Raw genomic sequence first — 15,265 nt, 5'->3', positions numbered from 1 at the left:
TCACTCCACCCGACATTCTTGAAAAACTTTGCCATTCCCGCGATGCTCCGTTCAAAGGAGCGCCGACATGGCCACGATGAACATCTCCCTTCCGGACCAGATGAAAGCCTGGGTCGAGGCGCAGACTCAGGACGGCAAATATGCCAACTCTTCCGACCTGATCCGCGACCTGATCCGGCGCGAGCAAATCAAACAGGAGAAGATCGCCGCGCTCGAAAAGCTGCTCGAAGAGGCGGAGGCGAGCGGCTTCGTTGAGGTCGATGATATCCCGGCATTTTTTGAGGGTATCCGGAAGAGCGCTCGCGCTTGAGTTTCCGTGCCCCGCGCGCGGCGGCGAATGACCGTGTGCGGATGTGATAGTATGGTACCCCGCAAGTTTACACTGATCACGCCGCGAGCGTCAGCCTGAGCGCGTGGCCCGACGGGCCGCCATCGCCGGTGATGGCGTTGTCGAGGCAGTAGGTGATGGCGCGGAGATAGCGGGCGGCGAGGGTTCGGGTTTCGTCCGAGAGCGGACCTTTGCGGGCGCGTAGGATGACGCAGAGGTCGCTGGCGACCTGGCCAGCGAGCGTGTATCCGAAGAGGGGCGCCTGGCCCTGGCAGTCATGCACGGCGCGGTAGAGGGCGGCATGGTCGGCGCTGGTTTCTGTACGGAGGTCCTGCGCCAGCTGCGCGAACTGGCTGCGTGCGGCGCCGAGCCATTCGGCGCGTAGCGGCGCGAGCGCGTCGCCCGGGCCGGGCAGGCTGCCGGCCCCGGCGAGGGCACTCAGATGATCCGCCAGCGGATCAAACTCGGCAGGCGCGGTGGCCACCGGCGCGCGCGGGGTGCGCAAGCGCGAGACGGCGCTGATCAGCTCCGACTGGTCGATCGGCTTGGTGACATAGCCATTGGCGCCGAGGGCGAGGAAACGCTCGCGGTCGCCCGACATGGCGTCCGCCGTCAACGCGATGACCGGAATGTCCTTATACGGTGCATCAGATGCGCGCAGGATGCCCAGCGCTTTCATGCCGTCCATGACCGGCATGTGGATGTCGAGGAGGAGGATGTCGAAGGCCTCGCGGGCCAGTGCGGCAAGGGCTTCTTCACCGTTTGCCGCTTCCGTGATCGAGACGCCGTGCGGGGCGAGGAAAAGTTTGACGACTTCGCGGTTCACGCGGTTGTCGTCAGCCAGGAGGATGCGCGCCCCGTTCAGGGAATGGGATGGGGCGGCGGGCAACTCGCCAGGGTCGTCCGCAGGGCAGGCGGGGCCGCGGGCGGCTTCGGCGAGGAAGGTGAAGGAGAAAGTCGAGCCTTCGCCGGGCACGCTGGTGACGGTGACATCGCCGCCCATGAGGCGCGCGAGCCGGCGCGTGATCGCAAGGCCGAGGCCTGTGCCGCCGAAGCGGCGGGTGGTGGAGCTGTCGGCCTGGCTGAAATCGGAGAAGAGCCGGCCCATCGCCTCCGGGTTGATGCCAATGCCGGTGTCTGACACCGAGACGCTGACGCGCGCGCCGCCATTCTGGTCAGCCCATGTGGCGAGGCGGACAATCACCAGGCCTGCATCGGTGAACTTGATGGCGTTGGAGACGAGGTTGCTGACACATTGGCGTACACGGACGGGATCAAAGGCGAGCGCGCTGATGAGGCCGTCGCAGGTGTCGAGCTGCAGCGTGATGCCTTTTTCCTGCGCCTTCGGCTCGAACAGGCGGATGACGCGGCGCACGGCGTGGCGCAGGTCACCGTCCACCGGGCAGATCTCCAGCTTGCCGGCTTCGATCTTGGAGAGGTCCAGCACATCATCGACAATGGCGAGGAGTGTGCGGCCGGAATCGAGCACGGTGTCGACCTTGTCGCGCTGGGCGGGCGTGAGGGAGGGGTCTGCGGCGAGAGACTGGGCCATGCCAAGGATGCCATTGAGGGGTGTACGGATCTCATGGCTCATCGCGGCAAGGAATTGCGATTTGGCGTGATTGGCCGCCTCGGTCTCGCGGGCCTTGTCTTCGAGGCGCTTGTATTCGGTGATGTCGAAATTGATGCCGGCAACACCGACCGCGCCAGAGGGCAGGCGCACGGGAACCTTCTTGGTCAGGGCCATCACATCATCGCCGATCTTCTCTTCACTGAAGGAAATGCTCCCGGCAAGGACTTTATGATCCTCGCGCTCGAAGACGGTCCACTGTGCTTCTGGATAGAGGTCGCGGTCGGTCTGGCCGATGCAGCCTGCCCGGCCGGTCGCCTGCTGGAGGAAGCGGTCATGCGCCGGATTGCCGTAAATCAGCTCAAGCGCATCATTCTTGATGAAAACGGGATCGGGCAGGGCGTCGAGGAACGCCTGCAGAAGCTGGGCAAGCGCCGGGCCTTCCGGCTGCAGGGAGCGGTCGGGCATCATGTGAATCCCCCGGTAGATTATATTTTTATCCCCCATTTTCTACCGGTGTGGTGAATTTCGTGTTAACGCTATCTTTCACGGCGGGAGCAGGCTCGGAGGGTTTATCCCCCGGTCAAAAGCCGCTAGGGGAGGCGCCATAAGTCTGAACAAGGGCTGGTTTCCGATGTCGCATTTTTCGCCGCTCTCCACGCTGCCGCCGGATGCCCTGTTGGGCCTGATGGTGGCCTACCGGACCGATGAGCGGACGGAGAAGTTCGATCTCGGCGTCGGTGTGTACAAGGATGAAGCGGGCGAGACGCCGATCCTCTCGGCGGTAAGGAAGGCCGAGGCGCGGATGATCGCGGCGCAGGCGACGAAAGTCTATGAAGGTCCGCGCGGGAATACCGATTTCTGCGCCCATATCGAGCGTTTCGTGTTCGGGAAGGATCATCCCGCGCTGGTGGAGGGGCGTGTGCTGTCATTCACTGCGCCGGGCGGTTGCGGGGCCCTGTTCCTCGGCACAGGGCTGATGCGGCGCATGGGCACGCGGCGGGTCTGGGTGTCGAAGCCGACCTGGCCGAACCATCCCAACGTCGTGAAGTCCCTCGGCCTTGAGGTAAAGGATTATGCCTATGCGCGTGATGGCGGGTTCTATCGCCTCGGGGCGCTGGCGGATCTTTCAGCTGCTGAGCCCGGCGACGGGGTGATCCTTCAGGGGCCGTGCCACAATCCGACAGGTATCGATCCGTCGACGGATGACTGGCGCGAGCTTGGCCGGATCTGCCGCGAGAAAAGCCTGATCGCCCTGCTCGATGTGGCCTATCATGGCTTTGCCGCCGGCCTCGAGGAAGACATGGCCGGCATCCGCGCCTTCATGGAAGAGGCTGGCGAAGCGCTGATCGCCTATTCCTGCTCGAAGAATTTCGGCCTTTACCGCGAGCGGACGGGCGCTTTCCTCGCTCTTGGCAAGACGGCCGAGGGCATTGCGGCGGCAACGACGCATGTGGCGGATATGGGCCGGGCGACCTGGTCCATGCCGCCTGCGCATGGCGCCGGCATCGTAGCCACGATCCTGGGTGATGCAGAGCTGCGCGCTGAATGGGAGGCGGAGCTGACATCGATGCGTGAACGGATGATCGGCCTGCGGACATCGCTATCGGACGCACTCGTGACGAAGACGGGATCGAACGCGCTCGGCGCGCTCAAGACGCAGAACGGGATGTTTTCGCAGCTTCCGCTCTCGGTCGAGGATACGGTGCGCCTGCGCGAGGCCGACGGCGTGTATATGCCAGCGTCTGGCCGGATCAATATAGCGGGGCTTCACCCGCGGGATATTCCGAGGCTTTCGGAGATTCTTGCGCGCTATCTCGTCTGACGGCGGATTATTTTAGACGCCTTCGACGAAGATCACGCGGTAGTCAGCGGCCTGGTAGCGATTGGCACGCGCCTCGGTGTAGGCGGGGCTGTCGTACCAGGCTTTGGCCTCCGCCATCGTGGGGAAGGAAAGGATGACGACCCCGTCGGCGGCGGCGCCCTCGGCGGTTTCGTGCGGGCCATAGAAGGCGAGCGGGGTGATCTTGTGGTCGCCGCGCGCGGCGGCGGCGGCTTCGGCATAGCGCTTCATGGCGGCGTCGTCGCGCAGCTTCTCGCGGATCAGGATGACATAGGCTGCCATGGGTCGGGTCTCCTCCATTTGTTTTTTTGTTCAGACGCCAAGGCCCGGCGGGGCGAGGCGTTCGAGTTCGGCGATCATTTCCGGCGGGGCGGGCACGGCCTTGCGGGCGTCAAGGTCCAGCGTGATCGCGACGACCTGCGTGCTGGCCCAGGCATTCCCGGATACGGGGTCGAGCAGCCAGTGGACCAGAGAATGGGTCTTGCCATTTATTCCGCCGAAGGACGAGTGCGCGACGATGAGGTCGCCTGCGCGGGGCAGGCGGTGGTAGCGCAGCCGGTACTCGAGGACGGCGCCGCCGATGCGCTTCTCGCCGTCCTTGCGGCCGACGCGGCTGCGCCAGTCGAAGAGCAAGTTCGGCACCATATCTGACAGCCGGCCGATGAACCAGCTGGGCTCCATCCATCCGTGTACGCCGCAATGGCCGGGCGGCACGGCGGCCATGCCGATGCGCGGGGCCTTTGCCGCCTGCGCGCGGGCGAGGGTGATGTCCACGGCAGGCAGGCCGGGCGCATCGGGCTCGATGCTGCGCGGCAGGGCTTCGGCGGGAGCCTCGCCCCTGAGGGCTTCCATCTTCGCGCGCGTCTTGGCGGTCCAGGGGAAGCGTTCGCCCTCGGCGGTGTCGATATGGATGATCCTTGTGCGGAAGGAGGCCGACAGGCTGCCGTCCAGATGGCGCAATTCCTGGTAGAGGACTGCGTCGCTCTCCCCGATCTCCAGCACGCAGCCCTGCATCGAGATGGGCCGGCCGGGCAGCACTTCGCGCACGAAGCGGATATGCTGGTCGACCGGCACGATGGTGGCGGGCGCGCTCGCGCGGAAGGCTTCCGGCAGGCCGAGCGCATGGGCGAAGGCGATCAGGCCCTCGGCCTGTTTCTCGACATAGAGGCGCACATTCATGTGCCCCATCTCGTCGCAGTCCCACTGATTGCAGCTGCCCTGCCAGAGCGGGATCATGAGTGGCAATCCCGGCAGCGGCCGCGCACTTCGATCACCGCCCGGGTCATCGCGAAGCCGGCGGCTTCGGTTTCCAGTTTCAGGGCGCGGCTGGTGGCGACGGCGTGGAGTTCCTCGGCGCTCTGGCAGGTCTCGCAGATTAGGAACACCGCCGAGTGGCTGTGGCTGGTATGGCCGCAGGCGACATAGGCGTTGAGGCTTTCGATCTTGTGGACGAGGCCGGCTTCCTGGAGGAAGTCGAGTGCGCGGTAGATGGTCGGCGGCTTGGCGGAGCCTTCGCCATCGAGATTGGCGAGCAGGTCATAGGCCTTGGCCGGCGCGCCGCTTTCCAGGAGCAGGCGCAGCACCTTGCGGCGGATGCGGGTCATGCGCTGGCCCTGGCGCAGGACGAGCGCTTCAGCCTCTGCGAGAAAGGCGTCGGCGTCCTGCGGCGCGCAGGGCGTGTTGGCGGGGTTGTGCGAGTGTGTGGCTGCCATGGCGGCAATGTCGGGTGTTTTGCCCCGGATGTGAAGAGCACAATGCGCATCGGGGCTCTGGACGCCCCGCGCAAATCACCCGAGATTCTTCCGTGAGGCGAATCTTCCGCCGGGTGAGGCAGGGTGTAGCGGTATGCAGATGACGGAGCGCGAAGGGCTGGAATTGTGGCGCAAGGCGGTGACCGCCTCTGTGCGCTCGGACGCGCCTGACCTGACAGCGCGCCAGCAGGCTGTGCTGATGACCGTGGCGCTGACGCCGGGGCCGCATACCGTGCGGGGCCTGGCTGAGCATCTGGGCATTGCCAAGCCCGCCGTGACCCGGGCGCTGGACGCGCTGGAGCGGCTGCACTTCATCCGCCGCCTGCCGGACGATACCGATCTGCGCTCGATCTTCATCGAGCGGACAGCCGAGGGCATGGCCTATCTGCGCGCCTTTGCGCGGCTGGTGCTTGCGGCAGCGTCCGGGGAAGAGACGGGCGGGGCGAAGTCTCCCTCCCGTCGCAATTCTGCGGTAGCCTGAGCACCCATTGACCCAGTCCTGACAGGGAGCCGCCTTGATGGCCGCTGCTGATGATCCGCGTCTTGCCCGCCCGCCGGGGGAGGCGATCGCCTTCCAGGTGACGGCGGGCGCGGTGCCCGTGCGCAAGACGCCGGCCTCCGATGGCGAGATCGCGACGCTGGCCCTGCATGGGGAGGTCGTGGAGATCTTCCGGGAGGAGGGGGAGTTTGGCCTCGGCCAATGCCGGCGCGACGGATATGTGGGCTGGGTGCTGATGGAGGCCCTGTCGGCGCCGGTTCTGGCGGCGACGCACAAGGTAGGGGCGCTACGTACGTATTGTTTCGCGGAGCCGGACGTGAAATCCGCGCCACTGTTCCTGCTGAGCCTTGGCGCGCGGGTGGCGGCCACGGGGCAGCAGGCGGGCGTCTGGACGCAGTGCGCGCGGGCGGGCTGGGTGTATGCGCCGCATCTGTTGGCGCTGGACGCCTTCGAGGCGGACCCGGCGGCAGTGGCCGAGCGGTTTATCGGATCGCCTTACCTGTGGGGCGGGCGGGAGAGCCTTGGCCTCGATTGCAGCGGGCTGATCCAGCAGGCGTTTGAGGCGTGCGGGGTGCTGCTGCCGCGCGATTCCGACCAGCAGGAGGTAGTTGCCGGTGAGGTGCTCGAGGACTGGCAGGCGCCGGGCGCGCTGCGGCGCGGGGACCTGATGTTCTGGAAGGGGCATGCGGGAATCCTGACGGCGCCGGACGAGCTGCTGCACGCCAATGCCTTCCATATGGCGACGGCGCGCGAGCCTCTGGGGCCGGCGATGGAGCGGCTGGAACGGGTGGCCGGGCCGGTGACATCTGTGCGCAGGCTGGACCTTGCGGCGGCGCGGCGTATGCTGCCGGTTCAGTCCTGAATGGAAGGCGCGCTGTGATGATCCGGATTGTCCTATTGCTGCTCCTTGCCTCGCTGATGACGGGACTGGCCGGTACGGCCCGGGCGCAGGGCAATGAGCCGCTGACGGCGGAGGTGATGCGGGCGGAGCTGTTCGGCATCCGGATGTCCGGCATCGTGGTCGGCTATGGCATCAGCTGGAACGAATGTATCGAGCCCGGCGGGCGGACCCTGTACGAGATCGAGGACCGCGTTCTGGAAGGTGTTCTGGAGATCACCGATGAGGCGCAGGCCTGTTTCACCTATCCGGGCACCGGCACGTCCTGTTTTCGCGGCCAGCGCTCGCCGCGCGGCTACCTTTTCCGCAGCGTCGATGACGGCACGCTGTTCCATGCCACGAAGATCGAGCGCGGCGTGAGGCGCTGCATTGCGAGCGACCTGGTGGGTTGAGGGGCGTCGCCCCTGATTGGACGATCCGACCGTTTCGTCTATTTATGGAACTGACAGCCAGCAGCAGGGCCGGGTCATGGACGAGAAGCAAACCCCGGATCAACGCCCAGACCGTTGCGAGGCCTGCGCGGCGCCGCTCACGGGGCGCTTTTGTGCCGCCTGCGGGCAGAGCGCGGAGGATTATCGCCGCAGTTTCCTGTCCCTGGCGAAAGATTATGCCAAGGATGCGTTTGCCGCTGATTCCCGGGCGGTGCGGACGGTCGTCCGGCTCGCGCGCAGCCCGGGGCGGGTTCCGGCGAGCTACATGCAGGGCGACAGAACAACTTACACACCGCCGGTGCGCCTGTTCCTGATCGTCAGCTTTGTGTTTTTCGTGACGTTGAGCTTTGCCGATACGCTGTTCATCGCGATTGAGGTGCGCCACACCCCGCCCACTGCGGCAGAGCTTGGGATCGCCGGGCTGGACCCTGACGATCCCGAAACCGCCGAACGGACTTCCTGCGGTTTCGGGGCGACCGGGCGCTTCTTCGTGCGGGCGCGGGATATCGAGGTCGACACGGCGCTGTGGGAGCGGTGCTCCGGCGAACTCAGCCGCGAGATCGACGAGGCACTGGCCGGTGATCCGCGCGGGGGTGCGTACTCAACTGTGCTCAACCGGCTGATCGCTGGCATGGGGCGGGCGATCCAGGATCCGCGCCCGCTCAACAATGAGGCCAATGTCTGGCTGGGCCGTTTCATGATCGTGATGGTGCCGCTGCTGGCGCTGATGCTGGGCGCGTTCTTCCGGGGCCCCCAGACGTTCCTGTTCGATCACATGATCTTTTCACTCTACACCCATTCAGCGGCCTTTGTGTTGCTGGCCGTGGGCGTCTGGGGGGTGCATCTCGGCCTGCAGGTCATTCTTGGAGCAGCGGTGCTGGGGGTGTTTGTCTATTTCTTGCTGTCGCTGCGCGGGGCCTACCGCCGGGGTTGGATCAAGACGGGGCTGGCGGCCCTGCTGGTCGGCCTGGCCTATATGATCGTGCTGACACTGGGCGGCATCATCATTCCGGCCGCGATCCTGGTCTCGGCCTGAGGCGTGCGGGTCCGGGTGCGGATCTGGAATTGCTCAATTGTTCCTTGCAATTCCGGGTTCTGGCGGCAGTCTGCCTTGCAGTGCTTCAGAATAGCCGCGAGGGGACATGACGACCATGAATGAAGGGGCGGCGGCCCGCCAGCCTGCGCGGCGCAGGGCGGACCCGTGGTTCTTCCTGGTCATCGGCGCCGTGCTGATGGCGCTGATCTTTGCAGGCTTTTTCCCGACCTTCTACCTGCGCGCCTTCGTGCCGCCGCCGCGCCTGTTCGAGGACGCGTTCTTCACGCCGGCGCTGTATGTGCACGGCTTCATCCTGACGGGGTGGTTTGCGCTGCTCATCGTGCAGTCTGCGCTGGTTCAGGCGGGCAATGTGCGGCTGCACAGGCGGCGAGGCATGTTTGGCATGGTGCTCGCGGCTGCGCTGGTGATTTCAGTGGTTCCGGTGATGCTTGATTTCCTGCCGAGGGTGACGCGCGCGGGGCTGCCGCGCGAGGTGGCGCTGGGCTTCGGGGCGCCGCTGTTCTGGTTTGATGTGTTCAACCTGATCGGCTTTGTCTTCCTGGTCGGCTGGGCCTGGCTGAGGCGCAACAATGGCGCCTTCCACAAGCGGCTGATGATGCTGGCGAGCATCAGCCTGATGGTGCCGGCGGTGTTCCGCGCCGCGCAAATCTTCCTGCCGGGCGCGCCCGCGATGCCGATTTCGCTGCTGGTTGTGGTCCTGCTTGTGGCGGCGGTGTTCGTCTGGGATTTCATGCGCCTCAAGCGCCCGCATGAGGGCACGCTCTGGTCAACAGGGGTGATCATCGTCACCTATGGCATCGCCTTCTGGGTCGGCAGCATGCCCGCCGCGCTGGAGATGGTCGACCGGATGTTCTGAGGGGCACCGCCGCCGCTTTCAGGGCCGGAGGCGGGCACACTCCCAGCCGGTCACCGCGCTCACGGCCTTCAGCATCTGGCGTACTGTAAAGGGGCAGTCGATCACAACCTGGCTGCTGTCGGACCAGATCACAGCCCGCGTGCCATCGACCGTCTCCTCGCCCCCGCGCCAGTAGATCGCGCTGAAACGGCTCGGGTCCCGATGGATCAGAGCGCGGGCCTGACCGGGCGTGAGCGCCTCGCCCAGGACCTCGACGCCGAAGTCACGGCGGCAGTAGTTGGCGACGATCTCCCGGACCGGGTCTACCTCATCAAAAACGAAAAGCGGGCGTCTCGCAGCCTGCGCCGCCTCGGCAACCAACGGCGCCAACGGCACACTGGCTGCGCATGTGAGCATTGTCCGTCTGCTGAAATTCATCTGCCCGCCTCCTTCGCCGCACGGCCGAACAGAAACACAGAGAAGCGCCGCAGAGAATCCGCAGGCGGATTACAGTTTCTTCAGGAACTGCACCCGCGCTGCGCCGAAGTCACGGGTGTCGATGACGTCCCAGCCGGGGAACATAAGCGCTTCGTCCGCGCCGGTTTCCACGATGGCGACGGCGTCTTCGCTGAGCCAGTTGCCGCTTATGAGGCAGTCGAGTGCGGGCTGGACGAGGCCTTTGTGATAGGGCGGGTCGAGGAAGGCGAGGCTGAACGGGCTGCCGACGCCGGCGGGCTTCTCGCCAAGGTCTGTCGCCGATCGCCGGTGGAGGCGGGTGTTCCCGAACAGGCCGAGCGCCTCGATATTGTCGCGGATGGCGCCGCGCGCGGCATGGTCGGTCTCGACGAACAGGCAGAAGGCGGCGCCCCGGCTCATCGCTTCCAGGCCGAGCGCGCCGGAGCCTGCGAACAGGTCGATTACGCGGGCGCCCTCGATCGGCGGGCCCCAGGCGGCGTGGGCGAGAATGTTGAAGACGCTCTCGCGCGTGCGGTCGCTCGTTGGCCGTGTCGTCATGCCTTTCGGCGCGGCGAGGCTGCGGCCCTTGTGTTGTCCGGCAATGATGCGCATGGCGGATTCCTGTTTGACGCCAGCGTCTAGGGGGCACACGCGCGAAAGACAAGCGAGGCGCCTGACCCGGCGAAACCGCTTGATTTCTACTCTGACTAGAGTTTTTTCTGTGCGCGCAACCAAGGAGACGCCCCCCGTGACCGCCAGCCTGACCCTCGAGAACGACATCGCCCTGATCACCATGGATGACGGCAAGGCCAACGCCATCAGCCCGGCCATGCTGGAGGCGCTGAACGCGGCCCTCGATGAGGCCGATGCCAAAGCGAAGGTGATCGTGCTGGCCGGCCGGCCGGAGCGGTTCTCGGCGGGGTTTGATCTCAAATTCTTTGCGGCGGCAGAGCCGGACCAGGTGCGCGGCCTCGTGGTGGGCGGCGGCAAGCTGGCCTTCCGGCTGTTTACCAGCGAGAAGCCGGTCGTCATCGCGTGCGCGGGACATGCGATTGCGATGGGCGCTTTCCTGCTGCTCGGCGGGGATACGCGGATTGCGGCGCGCGGCGCTTACCGGATCGGGGCGAATGAGACAGTGAATGGCATGACGCTGCCGGCCTTCGGGGTGGAGCTGCCGCGCGCGCGGCTCAATCCGATGTACCTGACCGAGGCGCTGGCGCAGGCGCGGATGTATTCGCCGGACGAGGCGGCAGTGGCGGGATGGGTGGACCGGGTCGTGGAGCCGGGCGAGGTGATGGCCGCCGCAATGGCCGAGGCCGAACGCCTGCTGCCGATCGCCAACCACGCCTATGGCCGCAACAAGCGAATGGCGCGCCAGCCGACGATAGACTTGCTGACGCCGACGCTGGAGCTTTAGGCTTATCGCGCCCGGCATCATTTGATGCTCTAGCTGGATACAACGAACTGGATATCCCGATGGTGCTGTCATGACCCCTCCCATGGTGCGGGCGCTGGAGCTGGCGCGGCTGGCGGCGGAGGCCGGCGAAGTGCCTGTGGGCGCTGTGATCGTGGACCCGGCGACCGGAGAGATCATCGCGGAAGGTGCGAACCGGCCCATCGCCGGGCATGATCCGACCGCTCATGCGGAGATCATGGCGCTGCGCGCGGCGGCGGCAAGGCTCGGCAATTACCGGCTGACGGGGCTGGACCTTTATGTGACGCTGGAGCCCTGCGCGATGTGCGCCGGGGCGATCAGCTTTGCGCGCATCCGGCGGCTGGTCTTTGCGGCGGGCGATGAGAAAGGCGGGGCTGTGGTGAACGGACCGCGCTTCTTTGAGCAGCCGACCTGCCATTGGCGCCCCGAAGTGGTGCAGGATGAGGCGCATGCAGACGAGGCCGCGCGGCAGCTGAAGGATTTCTTCCGCAGCCGCCGGAGCTAGAACACCGGGCTGGTTCCCTGAACCATCCCGATGTTCGAGGTCTTTGAATTGTCGCGGCGTTTTCCCGAAAACCGGTTCCCACTTTTCGGAACGCCGCTTTCGGCATCAGCGTCCGGCAGCGATGGCGCCGATGAGCCCGCGCAGCCAGCTGAGGGCGGGGTCGCCCGTCTGTTCCCGGTGCCAGTAAAGCGCGCTGCCCGGCGGCGGTAAGTCGACAGGCAGGGGCTTGAGCACAAGGCCGGTATCTTCGGCCAGCGGCAGGGGCAGGATCATTGCGCAATCGGTCCAGCGGACGACTTCGAGCGCCGGGAGATGATGGGGCAGGCGCATCACGGGCACGATCCGCGCGCCGGTGCTGCGGGCCACTTCCTCCACGAAGCTGCGGCCCTCGCGGCGGCTGGACACCGCGATGTGGCGCAGGGAGAAGAACACGTCTGCGGTCAGGGGCGCGTCCGCCATCGGATGATCCGGCGACATGACGCAGACATAGGGCGCGGCCGGCAGGTCCATACGCTCAAGGTCCTGGCCGCGCAGGTCGGGCGTGTCGAGGGCAAGGTCCAGCCGGCCGGAAGCGAGCTCTGCGATTACGGCGCTGCGGGTCAGCTGGCTCCAGGACAGGCGCACACCCGGAGCCTCCATCTGGAGCTTGCGGCCAAGACGCGGGGCGAAGACGAAGGCGCTGGCATCGCGCGCCGAGATGTTGAACATCCTTGTCGAGCGTGACGGCTCGAACACCGAGCGCGGCTCGAGGCCGGCGCGTAGCCGGTCCAGCGCGTCGCGCACGGCGGGCATCATCGCTTCGGCCATGGCGGTCGGCTTCACGCCCCGCCCGTCGCGCACGAAAAGCGGATCCTCGAAATGCACCCGCAGGCGGGAGAGGGCGTTGGAGACGGCAGGCTGGGTGATATGCAGCGTCTCGCTCGCCCGGGTCAGGCTGCGCTCGGCATAGATTGCCTCAAGAACAGGCAGCAGGTTCAGGTCCAGGGACCGCAGGTTCATGGCAGGTGTCCCATTCTGTATCACTTCGCACAATACATTCGCATCAGTGATGTGTAGTCTTCACGGGATAAAGTAGCCGAATAGTACGCCGTGTGAAATAGTCTCAAAAAAAAGAAGACATAACCCGGAGGAAAGCCATGTCACCTGCCCACAAGCTCTCCCGCCCCTTCCGTCAGCATTTCCACGCCGTCCGCAAGGACGCAGGCGCTGACCGGCCGCTGGAGGATGATATCATTCACGCACTGGACCAGCTGGCCGTCGCCTCGCGGCGCGAGCGGGAAGAGCGCGATGCCCGCCAGAAGGCGCTGGAAGCGGCCCGCCGCGCCCGGCCTGAGGCGAAAGCACCGGCGACCTATCCCAGCCAGCCGGGCACTGCCCGCCCCTTCCGGTTCGCCTCGCTGGCGCCCGCGGGTACGGGCATCGCCCGGCGCTGAGATGTTACAGCCAGCCTGCGGCGCGCATCAGCATGACGCCGCAGACTGCGGTGACCAGCCATTTCATCCACGCCTTGAAGTTCACGTCGGACATGGCGTCGAGCACCTTGCCGCCGAGCGTCGTGCCCAGCATCGACAGCGGGATCGCGGCGGCGAGCAGCCACAGGGGCGGCATGGCGCTCCAGCCCGCAGCGGCCACCACCGGCACGCTCCAGAAGGCAATCTTAACAAGGTGCGACAGGGTCTGGGTCGTCGCCTCGGTCGAGACGATGGCCTGACGGGAGAGATCGGTGCGCACGAAGAAGAGCTGCACCAGCGGCCCGGCAATTCCGGCGAGCATGCTGAGGCTCTGGGCAAGGAGGCCGGCAATTTCGGCCTGGAAGGGCTTTCTGGCATCGAATTCCGCCCAGCTGCGAGGGATCCATACGAAAATCGCAATCGAGCTGATGAGCAGGTAAACGGCCTGCCTGTCCGGCCGCCAGGCAAGCGGGAAGAGCAGGGCGGCCGCAATCGCTGCGCCGAGGGCGTAACGCGCGAGGACCGGCCAGTGGATGTGCCGGCGCAGGCGGAAGGCGCGGTAGCCGTTGGAGACCATCTGCACCGCGCCGTGCACGATCATCGCCGTGGCCAGCGGCAGGAGGGCGGTCAGCACCGCCATCAGGATCAACCCGCCCGCAAGGCCGAAGATGCCGGAAATGAAGGCCGTGACCAGCACGGCCGACAGAATCACGAGGGTAGAGAGTGGCGCCATAAGCCGGGCTCTAGCGCAATTCCCGTCGCGTCACGAGGGCCCGAAAGGGTTTGCGCGCGGGGGGCCGCCTCAGTTACTTTGATACCCAAAATCTGACTACGAAGACCGCTTCAGGAGAGGACCATAGCCATGGCTGACACCCAGAGAACCCCCGACGCCTATGATGAGCTGAATGACCTGCGCATGTCGGAAGGCGCGCGGCCGCTGTACGAGCATGTGAAAGTGTTCATCCGCGACGTCGTCGAGCCGATGTATGAGGAGTTCGAGCGCCTTGGTGAAGGCAAGAAGGACATCTGGTCCTATGCGCCCGGCCAGCTGGAAGCACTGGAGAAGGCCAAGGACGAGGCGAAGAAGCAGGGCCTGTGGAACTTCTTCCTGCCCGACGCCGAAACCGGCGAGGGCCTGAAGAATCTCGACTATGCTTATATCGCCGCCGAGCTTGGCAAATGCCCGCTGGCGTCTGAATCGATGAACTGCTCGGCGCCTGACACCGGCAATATGGAAGTGCTCGAGCGCGTTGGCACGCCCGCCCAGAAGGAACAGTGGCTGAAGCCGCTGCTCGAGGGCAAGATCCGCTCGGCCTATGTGATGACCGAGCCGGGCATGGCGTCTTCGGATGCCAAGAACGTCTCGATGAGCGCTGTTCTGGAAGGCGATGAGTGGGTTCTGAACGGCGAGAAGTTCTACATCTCCGGCGCCGGCGATCCGCGCTGCAAGATCATGATCTGCATGGTGAAGACCAATAACGGCCCGGACGTGAACCGCCAACAATCGCAAATCCTCGTGCCGCTGCCGCATCCGGGTGTGACGATCGTCGGCCCGATGCATGTGTTCGGGGACCCCGACGCGCCGCATGGCCACATGCACCTGCGTTTTGAAAATGTCCGTGTGCCGAAGGACAACATGCTGCTCGGCGAAGGCCGCGGCTTTGAAATCTCGCAGCTTCGCCTTGGCCCGGGCCGGATCCATCATTGCATGCGCTCGCTCGGCGCGGCTGAGAAAGCGCTTGACCTGATGTGCATTCGTGGTCTCAGCCGGGAGGCGTTCGGCCGTCAGTTGATCAAGCTTGGCGGCAATACCGAGATCGTCAGCCGCGCGCGGATCGAGATTGAGGCGATGCGCCTGATGGTGCTGAAAGCCGCCAAGGCGATGGACGTGCTGGGTAACAAGGAAGCCCGCGTCTGGATTTCGATGGTGAAAGCCATGGTGCCAGAGCGCGTCTGCCAGATCATCGACCAGGCGATCCAGATCCACGGCGCCACTGGTGTTTCGCAATGGACCCCGCTCGCCCGGATGTATGCCAACCAGCGCACCCTGCGCCTCGCAGACGGCCCGGACGAAGTGCACCACATGGTCGTCGGGCGGCATGAACTGCGCAAGTATGAAGGCGGCGTCGAAGACCCGTCTCTTGCGGCGATCTGGCGGAAGTAGGCGCGCGGTATCGTCCGTAGAAAGATAAAAGCCCTCCCGGTT

General features: G+C 65.6%; 19 protein-coding genes. 11 read left to right on the top strand and 8 right to left on the bottom strand.

Annotated elements, in window-relative coordinates; genetic code table 11:
* The first annotated feature begins 67 nt into the window (after positions 1-67).
* Complete coding sequence (locus tag ACK4SV_RS11170) at positions 68-310, top strand: type II toxin-antitoxin system ParD family antitoxin (protein WP_409917910.1); 243 nt, start codon at positions 68-70, stop codon at positions 308-310.
* Between the two features lie 76 nt (positions 311-386).
* On the opposite strand, the gene ACK4SV_RS11165 is transcribed toward ACK4SV_RS11170, so the two are convergent.
* Positions 387-2,369, bottom strand: coding sequence for an ATP-binding protein (locus tag ACK4SV_RS11165; protein ID WP_409917909.1), 1,983 nt, complete (start codon positions 2,367-2,369; stop codon positions 387-389).
* Between the two features lie 163 nt (positions 2,370-2,532).
* On the opposite strand from ACK4SV_RS11165, the gene ACK4SV_RS11160 reads away from it, so the two are divergent.
* Positions 2,533-3,723 carry an amino acid aminotransferase gene (locus tag ACK4SV_RS11160; protein ID WP_409917908.1) on the top strand — a complete coding sequence of 397 codons (1,191 nt, stop codon included), beginning with the start codon at positions 2,533-2,535 and terminating at the stop codon, positions 3,721-3,723.
* A 12-nt stretch (positions 3,724-3,735) separates the two neighbouring features.
* On the opposite strand, the gene ACK4SV_RS11155 is transcribed toward ACK4SV_RS11160, so the two are convergent.
* Genes ACK4SV_RS11155 through ACK4SV_RS11145 form a run of 3 tightly spaced genes read right to left on the bottom strand, consistent with a single transcriptional unit; the run spans position 3,736 to position 5,453 of the window.
* Entirely contained in the window at positions 3,736-4,023 is a 288-nt protein-coding gene (locus ACK4SV_RS11155; RefSeq protein WP_409917907.1) for a DUF1330 domain-containing protein, read from the bottom strand.
* A gap of 30 nt (positions 4,024-4,053) precedes the next feature.
* Positions 4,054-4,977 (bottom strand): thioesterase family protein, encoded by a 924-nt coding sequence (locus ACK4SV_RS11150; protein WP_409917906.1) that lies wholly within the window; start codon positions 4,975-4,977, stop codon positions 4,054-4,056.
* Complete coding sequence (locus ACK4SV_RS11145; RefSeq protein ID WP_409917905.1) at positions 4,974-5,453, bottom strand: transcriptional repressor; 480 nt, start codon at positions 5,451-5,453, stop codon at positions 4,974-4,976. Before ACK4SV_RS11145 ends, ACK4SV_RS11150 begins: the two co-directional genes overlap by 4 nt.
* A gap of 133 nt (positions 5,454-5,586) precedes the next feature.
* Between ACK4SV_RS11145 and ACK4SV_RS11140 the strand changes: the two genes are divergently transcribed.
* From ACK4SV_RS11140 to ACK4SV_RS11120, 5 genes are all read left to right on the top strand, one after another.
* Positions 5,587-5,973 (top strand): MarR family transcriptional regulator, encoded by a 387-nt coding sequence (locus tag ACK4SV_RS11140; protein ID WP_409917904.1) that lies wholly within the window; start codon positions 5,587-5,589, stop codon positions 5,971-5,973.
* A gap of 37 nt (positions 5,974-6,010) precedes the next feature.
* Complete coding sequence (locus ACK4SV_RS11135; protein WP_409917903.1) at positions 6,011-6,853, top strand: NlpC/P60 family protein; 843 nt, start codon at positions 6,011-6,013, stop codon at positions 6,851-6,853.
* A gap of 17 nt (positions 6,854-6,870) precedes the next feature.
* Positions 6,871-7,281 carry a hypothetical protein gene (locus ACK4SV_RS11130; protein WP_409917902.1) on the top strand — a complete coding sequence of 137 codons (411 nt, stop codon included), beginning with the start codon at positions 6,871-6,873 and terminating at the stop codon, positions 7,279-7,281.
* Between the two features lie 76 nt (positions 7,282-7,357).
* Positions 7,358-8,356: a DUF3667 domain-containing protein gene (locus ACK4SV_RS11125; RefSeq protein ID WP_409917901.1), complete on the top strand. Its 999-nt coding sequence runs from the start codon at positions 7,358-7,360 to the stop codon at positions 8,354-8,356.
* Positions 8,357-8,462: 106 nt separating this feature from the next.
* Positions 8,463-9,233, top strand: coding sequence for a hypothetical protein (locus ACK4SV_RS11120; protein ID WP_409917900.1), 771 nt, complete (start codon positions 8,463-8,465; stop codon positions 9,231-9,233).
* Positions 9,234-9,251: 18 nt separating this feature from the next.
* Here ACK4SV_RS11120 and ACK4SV_RS11115 read toward each other — a convergent pair whose 3' ends face one another.
* Together ACK4SV_RS11115 and rsmD are read right to left on the bottom strand one after the other, a co-directional pair.
* Positions 9,252-9,650, bottom strand: a complete 399-nt coding sequence (locus ACK4SV_RS11115; protein WP_409917899.1) for a hypothetical protein — start codon at positions 9,648-9,650, stop codon at positions 9,252-9,254.
* A 69-nt stretch (positions 9,651-9,719) separates the two neighbouring features.
* The gene (rsmD, locus tag ACK4SV_RS11110) at positions 9,720-10,280 is read right to left on the bottom strand and encodes a 16S rRNA (guanine(966)-N(2))-methyltransferase RsmD (RefSeq protein ID WP_409917898.1); all 561 of its coding nucleotides are present in this window, start codon (positions 10,278-10,280) and stop codon (positions 9,720-9,722) included.
* A 136-nt stretch (positions 10,281-10,416) separates the two neighbouring features.
* On the opposite strand from rsmD, the gene ACK4SV_RS11105 reads away from it, so the two are divergent.
* Together ACK4SV_RS11105 and tadA are read left to right on the top strand one after the other, a co-directional pair.
* The gene (locus tag ACK4SV_RS11105; protein WP_409917897.1) at positions 10,417-11,085 is read left to right on the top strand and encodes a crotonase/enoyl-CoA hydratase family protein; all 669 of its coding nucleotides are present in this window, start codon (positions 10,417-10,419) and stop codon (positions 11,083-11,085) included.
* Between the two features lie 70 nt (positions 11,086-11,155).
* Positions 11,156-11,608, top strand: coding sequence for a tRNA adenosine(34) deaminase TadA (gene tadA / locus ACK4SV_RS11100; protein ID WP_409917896.1), 453 nt, complete (start codon positions 11,156-11,158; stop codon positions 11,606-11,608).
* A gap of 105 nt (positions 11,609-11,713) precedes the next feature.
* Here the strand turns inward: tadA and ACK4SV_RS11095 are convergent, their stop codons facing one another.
* A complete protein-coding gene (locus tag ACK4SV_RS11095; protein ID WP_409917895.1) occupies positions 11,714-12,607 on the bottom strand; it encodes a LysR substrate-binding domain-containing protein in 894 nt (297 codons plus the stop codon).
* 137 nt (positions 12,608-12,744) lie between these two features.
* Here ACK4SV_RS11095 and ACK4SV_RS11090 point away from each other — a divergent pair, with 137 nt between their 5' ends.
* On the top strand, positions 12,745-13,041 hold the full coding sequence (locus tag ACK4SV_RS11090) for a hypothetical protein (RefSeq protein ID WP_409917894.1): 297 nt from the start codon (positions 12,745-12,747) through the stop codon (positions 13,039-13,041).
* 4 nt (positions 13,042-13,045) lie between these two features.
* On the opposite strand, the gene ACK4SV_RS11085 is transcribed toward ACK4SV_RS11090, so the two are convergent.
* Positions 13,046-13,792: a TSUP family transporter gene (locus tag ACK4SV_RS11085; RefSeq protein WP_409917893.1), complete on the bottom strand. Its 747-nt coding sequence runs from the start codon at positions 13,790-13,792 to the stop codon at positions 13,046-13,048.
* 129 nt (positions 13,793-13,921) lie between these two features.
* Between ACK4SV_RS11085 and ACK4SV_RS11080 the strand changes: the two genes are divergently transcribed.
* Positions 13,922-15,223 carry an acyl-CoA dehydrogenase family protein gene (locus ACK4SV_RS11080; RefSeq protein WP_409917892.1) on the top strand — a complete coding sequence of 434 codons (1,302 nt, stop codon included), beginning with the start codon at positions 13,922-13,924 and terminating at the stop codon, positions 15,221-15,223.
* Positions 15,224-15,265: the final 42 nt, after the last annotated feature.

The sequence above is a fragment of the Hyphomonas sp. genome (genome assembly GCF_046313735.1).
Lineage (GTDB): Bacteria > Pseudomonadota > Alphaproteobacteria > Caulobacterales > Hyphomonadaceae > Hyphomonas.
This window is presented reverse-complemented; position numbering and strand designations above follow the sequence as displayed.